Annotated in this window: 11 protein-coding genes and 4 pseudogenes; 12 read left to right on the top strand and 3 right to left on the bottom strand. The window is 66.4% G+C overall.

The features are described 5' to 3' along the window. Window positions 1-614: 614 nt before the first annotated feature. Window positions 615-1064, bottom strand: a pseudogene (locus tag E2C06_RS39930) (helix-turn-helix domain-containing protein); the annotation flags it as partial. 613 nt (window positions 1065-1677) lie between these two features. Between E2C06_RS39930 and E2C06_RS32355 the strand changes: the two are divergent. Then, window positions 1678-2307, top strand: coding sequence for a LabA-like NYN domain-containing protein (locus tag E2C06_RS32355; protein ID WP_133292693.1), 630 nt, complete (start codon window positions 1678-1680; stop codon window positions 2305-2307). Between the two features lie 29 nt (window positions 2308-2336). On the opposite strand, the gene E2C06_RS32360 is transcribed toward E2C06_RS32355, so the two are convergent. Next, window positions 2337-3335, bottom strand: a complete 999-nt coding sequence (locus tag E2C06_RS32360; protein ID WP_206664793.1) for an ATP-binding protein — start codon at window positions 3333-3335, stop codon at window positions 2337-2339. 362 nt (window positions 3336-3697) lie between these two features. Next, window positions 3698-4396, bottom strand: a complete 699-nt coding sequence (locus tag E2C06_RS32365) for a response regulator (RefSeq protein WP_370451510.1) — start codon at window positions 4394-4396, stop codon at window positions 3698-3700. Window positions 4397-4768: 372 nt separating this feature from the next. Here E2C06_RS32365 and E2C06_RS32375 point away from each other — a divergent pair, with 372 nt between their 5' ends. The 11 genes and pseudogenes from E2C06_RS32375 to E2C06_RS32425 all read left to right on the top strand — a co-directional run bounded on the left by E2C06_RS32375 (window position 4769) and on the right by E2C06_RS32425 (window position 13699). Next, the gene (locus E2C06_RS32375; RefSeq protein WP_133292695.1) at window positions 4769-5776 is read left to right on the top strand and encodes an IS110 family RNA-guided transposase; all 1008 of its coding nucleotides are present in this window, start codon (window positions 4769-4771) and stop codon (window positions 5774-5776) included. Between the two features lie 280 nt (window positions 5777-6056). Beyond that, window positions 6057-6328: pseudogene (locus E2C06_RS32380) on the top strand (transposase); the annotation flags it as partial. 106 nt (window positions 6329-6434) lie between these two features. After that, complete coding sequence (locus E2C06_RS32385; protein ID WP_133292696.1) at window positions 6435-8099, top strand: ISL3 family transposase; 1665 nt, start codon at window positions 6435-6437, stop codon at window positions 8097-8099. Between the two features lie 111 nt (window positions 8100-8210). After that, complete coding sequence (locus E2C06_RS32390) at window positions 8211-8603, top strand: IS3 family transposase (protein WP_133292697.1); 393 nt, start codon at window positions 8211-8213, stop codon at window positions 8601-8603. 135 nt (window positions 8604-8738) lie between these two features. After that, window positions 8739-9407, top strand: a pseudogene (locus tag E2C06_RS41115) (helix-turn-helix domain-containing protein). A 19-nt stretch (window positions 9408-9426) separates the two neighbouring features. Next, window positions 9427-9927 (top strand): annotated as a pseudogene (locus E2C06_RS32400) (IS3 family transposase); the annotation flags it as partial. 119 nt (window positions 9928-10046) lie between these two features. Continuing rightward, a complete protein-coding gene (tnpA, locus tag E2C06_RS32405) occupies window positions 10047-10472 on the top strand; it encodes an IS66-like element accessory protein TnpA (RefSeq protein ID WP_165982803.1) in 426 nt (141 codons plus the stop codon). Beyond that, window positions 10469-10819, top strand: coding sequence for an IS66 family insertion sequence element accessory protein TnpB (tnpB, locus tag E2C06_RS32410; RefSeq protein ID WP_133292700.1), 351 nt, complete (start codon window positions 10469-10471; stop codon window positions 10817-10819). Before tnpA ends, tnpB begins: the two co-directional genes overlap by 4 nt. Before the next feature lie 62 nt (window positions 10820-10881). Beyond that, window positions 10882-12276 (top strand): IS66 family transposase, encoded by a 1395-nt coding sequence (gene tnpC / locus E2C06_RS32415; RefSeq protein WP_133292701.1) that lies wholly within the window; start codon window positions 10882-10884, stop codon window positions 12274-12276. A 423-nt stretch (window positions 12277-12699) separates the two neighbouring features. Further along, complete coding sequence (locus E2C06_RS32420; protein ID WP_133292702.1) at window positions 12700-13227, top strand: recombinase family protein; 528 nt, start codon at window positions 12700-12702, stop codon at window positions 13225-13227. Beyond that, entirely contained in the window at window positions 13220-13699 is a 480-nt protein-coding gene (locus E2C06_RS32425) for a hypothetical protein (RefSeq protein ID WP_133292703.1), read from the top strand. The genes E2C06_RS32420 and E2C06_RS32425 overlap by 8 nt, the downstream gene beginning before the upstream one ends. Window positions 13700-13755 lie beyond the last annotated feature (56 nt).

Consider the following 13755-nt stretch of genomic DNA (forward strand, 5'->3'; position numbering starts at 1 on the left):
GTGTAGGCTGGTGCGAGACATCGGCCCAACATGGTGAGGCTCAGCCGGCGCACTGCCCTACGTGTCGAAACCGACCTGAAGGGCCAGACTTATTTCGCGTTCAGACTCTAAGGTTGGGTCGGTGCGAGCGATGCGGTCGAGGCAGGCGCGCGTCAGCTCAACCGGCGACAGGTGGCGCGTGGCAATCCCGCGCGCGGCCTCAGCGATCGTTAGGATGGGTTAGTTACGACCCAGGCTAGGTGTTTACCGCTCATTATGTTCCTCCGGGACTGAGCTTTCACCAGGAACTATACACGGTATAATGTGGATCCTTGTGTCAGTCTCGACACATATAGCAATGAGCCATAATCGGAACTGGGTGACGGCGATTTGAGTAAGGCGGCGTATCGAGGCGGGTGTTGTCGAGGGCCATGCGCTGGCGCGAGATCAGCTCGTGGGCTTTTAGCAGTGCCCGCATACCCTGCGCTGCCTCGCTGTTGACTCGCACCGCACGGTAAAAAAACCGGTCCGTACCAACTCGGCTAGCATCGCCGCGTCATTGGCATCGGCCTTGTTCGGCATCTGGCTGAGCACGGCATGAGCTTGCCGGGCGTCAACGCAGACAGCCGGCAGTGCGGATCGTTCGAGAGTTTGAAACGGCGGATACGGTGCGGCTGCAGCCCGTGCGAGCGCCAGATGCGCCGGACCGAACTGGCGCTGACGCCGGCCGCCTCGGCCATGGCATCGGCCGTCCAATGCGTCATCTCCCCGAGTGGCTCGGCCAGGGTCAACGCCACAACTCGCTCCGCCGTCGCCGCCGGCAAGGGTGGGATGCGCGACGGCCGGGTTTTGTCCCGCAGCAGGCCGTCGACCCCGGCCTACATGAAGCGCTCCTGCCGGCGCCAAACGACTGTCTTGGCTTTGCCTGTGCGCCGCATGATCTCGGTCGTGCCGACGCCGTCGGCCGCCAACAGAATGATATCGGCCCGCCAAACGTGCTTTTGTGGGCTGTTGCGGTCCGCCACGATCGCCTGCAGCCGGGTTCGGTCAGCGGCACTCACCTCGACGACGATGCCTGTGCGCATGGCCCAGACTCGCATGTCGGGCCGGGTACAGGAATCCCTCCCGGGACTCTTCCGTCAGACGCGATCCACTAGGTAGCGGTTCGTTCTCAACCACCTGCCCCGGAGTGCGCTCGCCCTCAGTTACACCATGTCACCTCGGTCACGCCGATCGCCCGGATCGCCTCCGCCACGGACTGCCCCTGCGAGACCAGGACGTCCACTTGCCTCAGCTTGGCTACGGCCTCCTCAGGCCGGTGCTTCTTGCTCGCGATCTCGGTCCTCCTCCAGTTCAAACCCATACCTCAGGGCGGACCACTTCAAAAGGGGAGGATCAGGAGACGGCGGCTGACATTCACCAAGAAATTGGCGTTCGTGTTCAAAGATGCGGGTTGAAAATCTTCGGTAGACCTAAAACTTTCAGGTGTAAAACTTCGTGTGTCTGGAGTGCTATATTTATGAAATCGGACAGACACATATTCATGTAAAAATAACAAGGATTAGACTTGTTAAAAAAATTCTAAAAAACAAACGCATCTCGTTAGCATTTTTTCACACCTATTGGTATATAATCAGAAAAAATATTTTACCAATCTTGGTTTAGGGCTTACGATATGCGAGCCGGGAGGGTTGCTCTTTGCTAGATATTTACTCAGAACGGGTCGCCATCTTTATTGACGGGGCCAATTTGTTCACCACCTCTCGGACCCTCGGGTTCGACGTGGACTACAAAAACCTGCTCGCCTATTTCCGGCAGCGATCCTATCTTGTCCGGGCTTACTACTACACAGCACTGCTGGAGACCGAGGAATACACGCCCCTGCGGCCGCTGGTGGACTGGCTCGGCTACAATGGTTACTCGGTGGTCACCAAGCCGGCCAAGGAATTTACCGATGCCACCGGGCGTCGACGGGTGAAGGGCAGCGTCGACATCGAGATGGCGGTCGACATTCTCGATCTCACCCCGCATCTCGACCATGTTGTGATTTTCTCCGGCGACGGCGACCTCCGGCGGTTGGTGGAGGCGGTACAGCGCCGCGGCGTGAGCGTCACTGTTATCTCCACCATCCATACCCAGCCCCCGATAATCGCGGACGAGCTGCGGCGTCAGGCCGATGCCTTCCTTGATTTGGTGCATCTCGCCGAACACATCACGCGTCGGCAAGTCGAGCCGCGGGCACGGATCACCAAGGCCGCGACGCGGCCGCTACTCGCCCGGGCCACGCCGGCCGATCCCTTTCTGGAAGAAACAGAAATCCCAGAGTGATCTGCAAGCGGTCGCAGGAGCCCCGCCGCTCAGAGAGGCAGAGCAAGACGAGCCCGCATTCCGCCTTCCCGGCGATTTTCCAGCGCGACCTCACCGCCGTGCGCCAGGACAATGGCGCGAACAACGGCTAGCCCTAGACCTGTTCCGCCAGTGACGCGGCTGCGTGAGCGCTCCGCCCGATAGAAAGGTTCGAAGACCCGATCCAACTCGCCCGCCGGCAGACCGGGCCCGTCGTCCTCCACTTCTACGACCGCCCACCCGCCCTCGCGGTGGACCCGCGCCCGCGCCCGCGCACCGTATCTGCACGCGTTAGCGGTCAAATTCGTGACGGCTCGCCGTAGCGCCACCGCATCGGCTTCTACCACCAGCGGATCACAGCTCTCAAACGTAGCGTCAGATCCTGCCTCGGCCATGTCGGTCACCACGCTCTCGACTAGGGAGTTCAGTTCAACCCGTTCTCGGGCGGCAGGGCCGGTCGCGTCGCGGACGAAAGCCAGCGTGGCAGCGATCATCGCCTCCATTTCGGCGATGTCGGCGGCCGCTTTCGCGCGCAGTTCCTCAGGCGCGGCTTCGAGCCGGAAGGCCAGTCGGGTCAGGGGCGTGCGGAGATCATGCGCGATGGCGCCCACCATTGCCGTCCGGTCCTCGACATAGCGCCGCAGCCGTTCTTGCATCTCATTGAAGGCGCGTGCGGCAACGCCTATCTCCGCCGGCCCTTCGGCTGCGAGCGCCGGTGCGCGCGGGTCGCGCCCCAGGCGCTCGGCGGCTTCAGCGAAGGTGCGAATGGGCGCCGTCAGGCGCCGGGCAAAAAAGTAACCGAGCGGCGCAGCCAGAAGCACGCTCCCAAGCAGCCAGAGAAGGGCACGCCGTTGCCATAAATCGAGCAGCCCAGTCCGCTCCGACGCTACACGCCAACGGCCATCAGGTTGTTGTATTGCTGCAGAGAATGCCTCAACCGGGCCGAATGACCGGGAACTGCCGATGTGAGCCAAGAAGGGAGGCGGGCGATCAAGGCGCGGTGCGCCCATGACCGGTCCGCTCCCTGGTGGGGCGACCCGCATAACAACACGGACGTCGGCCGGGGGGGCGCCGAGCCGGCGCGCAAGAGCATCGCGGAACCTAATTTCTCCCGGGTCCTCGTAGTCGTCGCGGGGCGGTTGCTCAGTAACTGTTACGTCGAAACCTGACCTTGAAGCCTGCGCTGCGCCGCCAGTGAGCACATTGGCTACCTCTTCGAGGCGTGCCACGTGGTTCGCTTCTGACGGCGGAAAGCACAGAACCACGACAGCATTGACGGCCTGAGCCGATGCCAGTGTCGCAAGCAGCAGAAGCAAAAGTTGGGCTGACAGCGGTAGCGACCGGCGCGGCCTTCTCCGGCCCAGAACGCGGCTCACCGGCGCACCACCCCGGGCAGAAACAGGTAGCCCTCGTTGCGGATTGTGCGGATGATCTCGCTGCTTATGCTGCCGCCCGCGGCGAATTTGCGGCGCAGACGGCTAACCTGCACGTCTACGGCGCGGTCAAACGAGTCCACGTCAGGGCCGCGCGCGTAGTCGAGCAGTTGGTCGCGCGTGAGGACGCGTTGCGGCCGTTCCACGAAGGCGCGCAGCAGCGAAAACTCCCCGCCAGAGAGCCCCACCAAGACATCCTGCGGACTCCTAAGCTCGCGCCGCACCAAGTTGAGCCGCCAGCCAGCGAACTCGACCGTGGTGCCGGCCGGCACCGCGGCTGGGCGGCTTTGCCGCTCGCCGTTGCGGCGCAACACAGCCCGCACGCGCGCCAGTAGCTCCCGCGGGTTGCAGGGCTTGGCCAGGTAGTCGTCGGCGCCGACCTCCAGGCCTACGATGCGGTCCGTGTCCTCGCCCACGGCGCTGAGAATGATGACTGGCGTGCCCGGCCCCGCCGCCAGTCGCCGTGTGAGCGACAGGCCGTCCTCGCCGGGCAGCATCACGTCAAGCACGATCAGGTCGGCGGGCTCGCGCGCGAGCGCGCGTTCCATCGCAGGGCCATCTTCGGCAGCGTCGACGAGAAAGCCGTGCCGCCCAAGGAACTCGCAGACGAGGTCCCGGATCTCGGGGTCGTCGTCCACCACCAGTATGCGAACAGCCGAAGGCATCCCGGGACCGCTGCACTCCATGGGAGGACACTAACCCGCGCGATGTGGTTGTGGGTTTCAACGTTGCAATAAACACCAAATCTGATCCTCTTCCTTTGAAATGGTCCGCCCTGAGGTATGGGTTTGGACCGGAGGAAGATTGAGATCGCGAGCAAGAAGCACCGGCCTGAGGAGGCCGTAGCCAAGCTGCGACAGGTGGACGTCCTGGTTCGCAGGGGCAGTCCGTGGCGGAGGCGATCCGGGCAATCGGGGTGACCGAGGTGACATGGCGTAACTGAGGGCGGGCGCACTCCGGGGTTGGTGGCCGATAATGGACCGCCACCCAGGCAGCCGGAGGAGTGCGAGATGAGCTATTTCGTTGGCCTCGATGTCTCCATGGAGGAGACTGCCCATTGTGCTCGAAACGCCGAGGGACGGATCCTTGGCCAAGGCAAGACGGTGACGGACCCGGACGCGATGGCCGCGGCCTTGGCCCGCTTCGGCCGACCCACCCGGGTGGTGCTCGAGACGGGGCGGATGGCGAACTGGCTGCACCGGCAGCTGATCGCCCGTAACCTGCCGGCTGTCTGCGTTGACGCCCGCCAGGCCCATGCCGTGCTCAGCCAGATGCCGAACAGGACCGATGCCAATGACGCAGCGATGCTGGCCGAGTTGGCACGGACCGGTTTCTACCGTGCGGTGCGGGTCAAGAGCGAGGCGGCGCAGGGCATGCGGGCACTGCTCAAGGCCCGCGAGCTGGTCCTGCGCCAGCGTATGGACCTCGACAACACCATCCGCGGTCTGATGACGAGCATGGGTCTGCGCCTGCCGAAAGGACCCAGTCGCTGGGCCGACCGGGTGGAGCTGGCGCTGCAGGCCAATGAGGCGCTCGCCTTGGCGCTGCGGCCATTGCTGCGGCTGCGCGAGGACCTCGCCCGGTCCTTGGCCGAGCTCACGCGGCGGCTGCTCACCGAGGCCCGGGGCTCTGACCTGTGCCGCAGGCTGATGGGTGTGCCCGGCGTCGGCGCGATCACCGCTTATGCCTTCCTAGCCACCATCGACGATCCCACCCGGTTTGCCCATTCCAAATCCGTCGGCGCCTATGTCGGTCTGACCTCCAAACGCTATCAGTCGGGTGAGGTGGACTACACGGGCCGCATCACCCGGCGGGGTGATGGCTTGCTGCGGACGCTGTTGTTCGAGGCGGCATCGAGCTTGATCACCCGCGCGGGCGGCGGCGGTGCGCTCCGCGACTGGGGCCTGCGGCTGCGGGCCAAGGTCGGCCACAAGAAGGCCAGCGTGGCATTGGCGCGCAAGCTCGGCGTCATCCTCCATCGCATGTGGGTGGACGGCACCGAGCTCCACCCAGCCTGACCGGCAGCAATCATAGAGCCGAGGAGGAGACTCCAACAGGCGGGTGCTGACAGATCTTTGAGCTCTCGTCCCGGTCCGGACGGGAGGCGACGGCCGAGCCCGAGGTATTACGTGCGGCGCGCCGAGGCGCGACCGCGCAGGTCACAAGCTGGGAGGCCGAAGCCTTGGACGTCATCATGCAGCGCCGCGCGTCGAAAGCACGCTGGCGACTTCGTAGAGAACCTTGCGCCGGACCAGGGAGGAGGATCAGGATCACCGTGCGCCCGCCCTCAGTTAGAGAACCTACTACCGCTGGCGGCGGGAGTTCGGCGGGCTGAAGTCGGACCGGGTGAAGCGGCTGAAAGACCTCGAGGCGGAGAACGCCCGGCTGCGCAAGGCGATCGCGGACCTGACGCTCGACAAGCAGATCCTGGCAGAGGCCGCCCGGGGAAACTACTGAGCCCTGCGCGCCGGCGCGCCTGTGTCGAGCACATCGTGCACACGATGGGTGTCTCTGAGCGCCGCACCTGTGCGGCGCTCGGCCAGCACCGCTCGACCCAGCGCAAGGTGCCGCTGTACCGCACCCGGCTTCCTGGCTCTTCCGCAGGAAGCGTGGTTGGTGCTCTTCACTGCCCGTTCGGCTGACTGTGACGCAGCATGAAGGGCTGTAAAGTCCGGGATGACGGACCTTCATTTCTTGCCAGGATGCCGCATCGAGGAGATTACACGCCCGGACGCCAACTCGCTTCACATCTGTGCTGAAGCGCGGCGGCGGAGTGGCCGCTGCCCAGATTGTGGTGAGCCGAGCGATGCTGTCCACAGCCGGACCGTTCGCCATCCAGCCGATCTACCCTGCCTTGGCCGCGAGGTTCGCCTCGAACTGTGGCTGAGGCGCCTGTACTGCCGCAATCCGGCGTGCTCTCGGCGAACTTTTGTCGAGCGACTACCGGGCCTGATCGCGCCACGGGCACAGCGCACGGACCGGCTGGCGACGGCGCATGGTCGTGTGGGTGTTTTCCTTGGCGGCGAGGCGGGCGCGCGCATGCTGACGCAGATCGGCATGCCGACGAGTGGCGACACAGTTTTGCGCCTGGTCCGCCGCCTGCCCTTGCCGCGACGCCCGGCTCCTCAAGTGCTCGGCGTTGACGACTGGGCCCGCCGCAAGGGCCGAACCTATGGGACCATTCTCGTCGACCTGGAGCGGCATCGTGTGGTCGACGTGCTACCGGACCGAAGCGCTGCGACGCTGGCCGACTGGCTCCGGGGCCATCGTGGGATCCGGACCATCGCCCGCGACCGCTCGACCGAGTACGCCCGCGGCATCGGGCTCGGAGCGCCGCAGGCCGTGCAGGTCGCGGACCGCTGGCATCTGCTGCTGAACTTGCGGCAGATGGTCGAGCGTTGGCTGGCCGGGGTGCACGGCCGCCTCCGGCGTCTTCCACCCACCGTTGGTCAGCCGGCCGGTCCGGCAAGACGGACCGGCGCCTTCCCGCGCAGCCAGGGCGAGAGGGTGGCCAGCGCCGACAGCCGGGAACGGAAGAAGGCTCTCTACGAGGAAGTCCGACGCCGACACGCCGCCAGCGAGCCGCTGCTCACCATCAGTCAACGCATGAGGCTGGCACGTGGAACGGTCCGCAAATACGCCCAGGCTGAGAGCTTCCCGGAACGTGCGGTCCAGGCACCCGCCCACAGCATTTTGGATCCCTATCTCGCTCACCTTGAGGCCCGGCTCGCGGCTGGATGCGAGAACGCTAGGGCGCTCTGGCGTGAGTTGCGTGACATCGGCTTCCCAGGGACGTCGATGCAGGTCCGTCGTTGGCTGGGCCAGAGGCGTTCAGCACCGGCGAAGACTACTCCGCGCCGCTACCGCGAGGCACAGCCGGCGCCTGTGCCACCCGACGCACATGCCGGTGCACCTGCGCTTCCCTCGCCCAGACAACTGGCCTTGTATCTCACCCGGCCACGGGACGGGCTCACCAACGAGGAGAGGTCCGCCATTGGCCGCCTCGAGCGCGATCCCGACGCCGCTGCCGTCGCTGTGCTGGTCCGCAGGTTCGCCGACCTCGTGCGCGGATCCTGTATCGGCGGCAACGCGGTGGTTCGTGCGCCGATTGCCACATTCAAGAGGTGGCTCATCGACGCGCAGAATAGCAGCGTGTCCGCCGTCGCCACCTTTGCTGCTGGCCTGCAGCAGGACGCCGCCGCGGTGAAGGCTGCGCTCACGACGCCTTGGAGCAGCGGGCAGACAGAAGGACAAGTGAACAAACTCAAGCTGCTGAAGCGGCAAACTTTCGGTCGCGCCAAATTCGACCTGCTCCGGCGCCGTGTGCTCCTTGCTGCCTGAACCACGCTTCCTGCGGAAGAGCCGGCTTCCTGGACACCTAGTTTGGGGTGCGGCACGGTTCGATGAGACAGCCGGCTGCGGTAGGGATCACCGCAACCGGAGGTCAGACCGATGGACCATAACCACAGCGACAAGCCTGAGAGGGCGCCGACGTGCGCCCAGGACGTTGACACCAGGGCCCTCACGGGCGGTGCCGGGCCGGAGCGTCGCAACTCCGCCCGGCGCAAGCTGGCCGCCGTTACCCGCCTGCTGCGCGGTGAGCCGCTCGAGGCAGTGGCCCGCGAGCTCAATCTCACCGTCGCCCGCCTGGGCGAATCGCGTGACCGCGCCCTGGTCGGGGCAGAGGCGGCGATGAAGGAGCGCGAGCGCGACAGCCGCGATGAGGAGGTGCTCCGCCTCAAGGCTAAGCTCGGCGAGGTCACCATGGCCAACGAGCTGTTGGAGCAGAAGATTGCCGCCCTGGAGGGCGGCCGCCCTTTGGCCCGTCGGAGGTCGAGGCGGTGAGCCGGACCATTTCTCCGACCACGGGTCGTGCCTATGGTGTACGGTTCGTAGACATCCTTTCAACAGCTGACCTAGGCTGTGGGCTTGTGGACAACGCTACGCGTTGCCCACAAGCCCACAGCCACCACAGCAGCGATGAGTTCATCAAAGGAGATAAGAGAAGCCGCAGAGCGCGCGGTCCGGCAGCGCCGGACATGGATCGCGACCTACCACGACCTGGAGGATGCGGACGCGGTCTGCCGCCGATTCGGCATTTCGCGGCCGACATTGCGGAAGTGGCTGCGGCGCTTCGAGCGGGACGGCGAGGCCGGCCTGAAGGAGCAGAGTCGGCGACCGCACAGCTCGCCCACGAAGAAGGTCAGTGTCGAGGTGGAGCAGTGGATCCTCTCCCTGCGCCGAGAGCGGCGCCTCGGCGTGAAGCGGATCCGTGCGGAGTTGCGGCGCCTGCATGGCGTGCAGCTCTCGCCGACAGTGACCACAAGGTCCTGGTCCGGCATGAGCTCAGTGTCCTGCCGCGTCGCAGGAGGGGACGGCACAAGCCGAAGCGCTACAGCCGGCCAGTTCTGGGCGACAGTGGATGCTCGAGCACCTGATGTTGGCGATCAGCTGGCCGTCTGGGTGCACCACTACAACTGGGATCGCCCCCACGAGGCGCTTGGTGGGCTGTGCCCCATCGACCGCGTGTGCGAACGCATCGAGATGACCCCGCTCTGGGGTGACGTGGATGCCGCCTACGACAAGACCAAGGAGCGGGTCCAGGTCCGCGAGTATGCCGTTGAGACCGCGTTACGAAAGTTGAAATGATGTCTGCTGACGGCACACCTATGGCCTGGCCCGGGTCGCCCGGGTCTGGCACCTCTCCCGCGCCACGGTCTACCGCCACCGCGTGGCGCCCGACCCTATGGCATTGGCCGATCCCACACGCCGAGACCCGGTCAGCGCCTGCTCTGATGCCGCGTTGCTCGAGCACATCCGCGCTCAGGTCCTCGGCTCGCGCCTGCACGGCGAGGGCTACCGCAAGATCTGGGCCCGGCTGCGCCATGCTGGCATCCGCACCTCGGCCCGGCGGGTCCGGCGCCTCATGGGCCAGCACGGCCTGCTCGCGCCGCACCGGGTCGGCCGCCCCGAGCAGCGCGCCCGTGACGGCACCATCACCACCACGGTGGTGGACGCGATTTGGGGCATCGACATGACCGAGACTGTGACCGTCAGAGAAGGTCGGGCCCGGGTGTTCGTTGCCGTCGACCACTGCTCCGGCGAGTGCGTCGGCAACCATGCCGCCCGGTCCGGCAACCGCTTCGAGGCACTCGAGCCGGTGCGCCAGGTAAGCGTCGCGGCGGCGGCACATTGCGACGCGGCGTACCGTCGTGATGCAAGGGCGGGATGGGCAAGACGCTGCCACCGCGGGCCACCGAGGCTGAGGACGCTCCTACGACCAATCGTATGAGCGTGCGCGAGGGGCCGGTCGAGGTCATCACCCGCGGCGAGCGACGGCGGATTTGGACGCCGGAGCAGAAACGCAACATTGTCATGGAGAGCCTCCAGCCGGGCGGCTCGCCGATCGCGGTGGCACGGCGGCATGGGATCGGCAGTGGCCTGCTCTACACCTGGCGTCGGCAGATGGTGGAGGGACAGCTCAAGGCGCGGCTGGCTGTTCCGCCGAGCTTCGTGCCGGTCGCCGCGCTGCCTGACGGCGGTGGCACGGTCCCGGAGGCGCCGATGCCGCAGGCGGCATCCTCGGCAGTGTTTCCCGACGACACCGCCGCCCGGATCGAGATCATGCTGCCTGACGGCGTGACGGTGCGGGTGGGTGCGGCGGTGGACCAGGCGGCGCTGCGCCGCGTGCTGGCCGCGTTGGGCCGCCGATGATCGCGCCACCCGTTGGTTTGCGGATCTGGCTGGCCTGCGGCGTGACCGATATGCGCAAGGGGATGACGGGCCTGGCGATGCTGGTGCAGCAGGGCGTGGCGGAGGATCCGTTCAGCGGAGCGGTGTACGCCTTTCGCGGCCGTCGGGCCGGGCTGATCAAGCTGCTCTGGCATGATGGGGTTGGTCTGTGCCTGCTGACCAAGCGGCTGGAACATGGCCAATTCGTCTGGCCGACGACGGTCACGACGGGATGCATTGCCCTGTCCACGGCGCAGCTGGCGGCGCTGCTCGACGGCTGCGAGTGGCGTGCCCCGGTGCCGCGTCGCAGGCCAGAACTGGCTGGGTAACAGCGCTGCGATTCGGTTGGAAACGGTAGGCCCGACGCGACGGCCTTTGGCATCATCTGGGCGTGCAGATCGACCTCGACACGCTGCCCGATGATCCCGCCATCCTGCAGCAGATGCTGCGGGATGTGTTGCATCAGCACGGCGCGCTGCATGCCGAGAACGACAAGCTACGGCTGCTGATCCAGCGCCTGCTGCGGCAGCAGTTCGGTCGCCAGTCCGAGCAACTGAGCCCGGACCAGCTGCAGCTCGGGCTCGAGGATCTCGAGCAGAGTGTCGCCGAGAACCAGGCCGGGCAGGAGGCGGTTGAGGCCCAGCAGGGCGGCCGCCGCCCCTCGGCACCGCCCCAGCGCAACCGCGGCGCCTTGCCGGAGCATCTGCCGCGCTACGAGGTGCTGGTCGACGTTGAGCGCCGCGACTGCCCCTGCTGCGGCGGCGCGCTGCATGCCATCGGCGAGCTCCGCACTGAGCAACTCGACATCGTCCCTGCCCAGTTGCGGGTGCGGGTCACCCGCCGCCCGCGCTACGCCTGCCGGGCTTGCGAGGGCACGGTAGTGGTGGCGCCCGCGCCGGAGCGGCCGATCGACGGCGGCATGGCGACCGAGGCGCTGATCGTGCATGTGGTGGTCAGCAAGTTCTGCGACAGCCTGCCGCTGTATCGCCAGGCGCAGATACTGGCGCGGCAGGGCGTGACGCTCGACCGCTCGACGCTCAGCACCTGTGTCGGCCGGGCCTGCTGGTGGCTGACCCCGCTCAACGACCTGCTGGTCGGCACGGCGCTGTCGGCGGCCAAGCTGTTCGCCGACGACACCACGCTGCCGGTGCTCGACCCCGGCCGCGGCCGGACCAAGACCGGACGGCTCTGGTGCTACGCGGTCGATGACCGACCATGGTGCGGCACAAGCCACCCGGTGGCGGCCTATGTCTACACCGAGGATCGCAAGGGCCTGCGGCCTGCCGGGCATCTGGCGGCATTCCGCGGCGTGCTGCAGGTCGATGGCTATCCCGGGTTCAAGCGGCTGGCGGGCGACCGCGCCGACGCCTCGGTCGGCCTGGCGTTCTGCTGGGCCCACATGCGGCGGTACTTCTACGAGTTCCACGCCTCCACCCAGTTGCCGCTCGCGGCCGAGGTGCTGGCGCGGATCCAGGCGCTCTACGTGGCCGAGGGCCAGATCCGCGGCCATCCCGCCGAACACCGACAAAAAGCGCGTCAGGACCGCAGTCGGCCGATCGTCGAGGCCCTGCATGCCTGGCTGCAGGCTCATCTGGGCCGCCTCTCCGCCGCCTCGGATCTGGCCAAGGCCATCCGCTGCGCCTTGCGGCATTGGCCAGGCCTGACGGTGTTCCTCGACGATGGTCGGGTCGAGATGGACTCGAATGTGGTCGAGCGCGCCATCAGGCCCGTGGCCCTGAGGCGCAAGAATGCGCTGTTCGGCGGCAACGACGCGCTGGCAGCATAATGCTGCTGTTCAGCATCTCCAGGCTTATTGGGTTCGGATCAGCCACCCAGCGCACGCGGACTGCGGGCAGGTGGTCCGTGCGCGCCAGCGTATCATTTGCGGTGACGAGATTTGCCTTAGGATTGAGTTGCCGGACGGCCGGCAGGAGCAGATCCTGCAGGCCTGGACCGAGGACCCCAACCACAGAGGCCCGGCCGTGCCAGCATTGTTGTTCTCCCCGAGCAGCCTACGGGCCCTGGTCCAGTGGGTGCGCCAGCATGGTCGTGCGCCGTCAGCGGAGACCGGCCATGGCACCGCGTCCGACGACAATCTGGAAATGCCTCCCCGCGGATGTGCACGCGGCGATGGCGCAGCTCTGGGCCGAACTGCTGCTCCGGCGCGCGATGCCCAGCCTCGGCGCCGGAGGCAGCGAGGTGATGCGCCATGATCGCGATCTCGCCCAAGATCGAGCCCCGGCATTTGCGGCTGGCGGCGCTGGTCTACGTCCGCCAATCCACGCCGCAGCAGCTGCAGAACAACCAGGAAAGCACCCGGCGTCAGTATGGTTTAGCTGAGCGCGCCCGGCAAATGGGGCGGTCCGAGACAGCAGTGCGTGTGATCGACGATGATCTCGGCATGTCCGGCGCGAGCAGCGAAAGCCGCACGGGCTTCCAGCGTCTGGTTGCGGCGATCGGCATGGGCGAGGTCGGCATCGTTCTCGTGACCGAGGTTTCCCGTCTGTCGCGTCTGAACAGAGACTGGCACCGTGTCATCGAGCTATGCGCCGTATTTCGCACGCTGATTGCAGACGAGGACGGCGTGTACTGCGCAGGATCGCAAGCGCCTGCTGCGGCTCGTCATTGCTGCCGCCAAGGTAACCGTACAGCCAGAGCGACAAGGCGCAGACATCCTTGTCCTCTGGAGCGGCGGCGCGAAAACAGCATACAGGGTCGACAGCCCCGGCATGGGTGACCATCTCCGCACCCCGGCTAGCGCGCTCGACGCCATCCGAACCCTGGCTGCCCAGATGCCCGACCATCAGGTCGCAGCCGCGTTGATGGCACAAGGCCTGCGGACCCGCTACGGCAAGCCGTGGACCCCGATCCGGGTCGCGTCCATGCGCCGTATGCATGATATTCCAACTGCATGTCCCGCGAACACTGCAGGGCGGATCTCCCGAGCGGACGGGTTCGTGCCGTTGAGAGTGGCGGCAGCACGGCTCGGCATCTCCTTGGCAGCCATTCGTGTCTGGGCTCATCGCGGCGTCCTCGCCTGCGACCAGAGCCGCAACGGGGCAAAGTTCTGGATCAAGCTGACGGAGGACGATGCAAGGCGGGTTGCCGGAACGGCCGACACGTGCGGGATGGAGCGCGTGCGCGACGTCGCTAGCCCGGATTATGCGCGAGGGCTGACGGGCATGGCGCAAGCGGTTGTGCGGACGTAGAATTTGGCTGCGACACTCAAATCCAGCCGCGTCCGGAGGCCATGCCCGTCACGGTT

Source organism: Dankookia rubra (genome assembly GCF_004355005.1).
GTDB classification, from domain to species: Bacteria; Pseudomonadota; Alphaproteobacteria; order Acetobacterales; family Acetobacteraceae; genus Paracraurococcus; species Paracraurococcus ruber_A.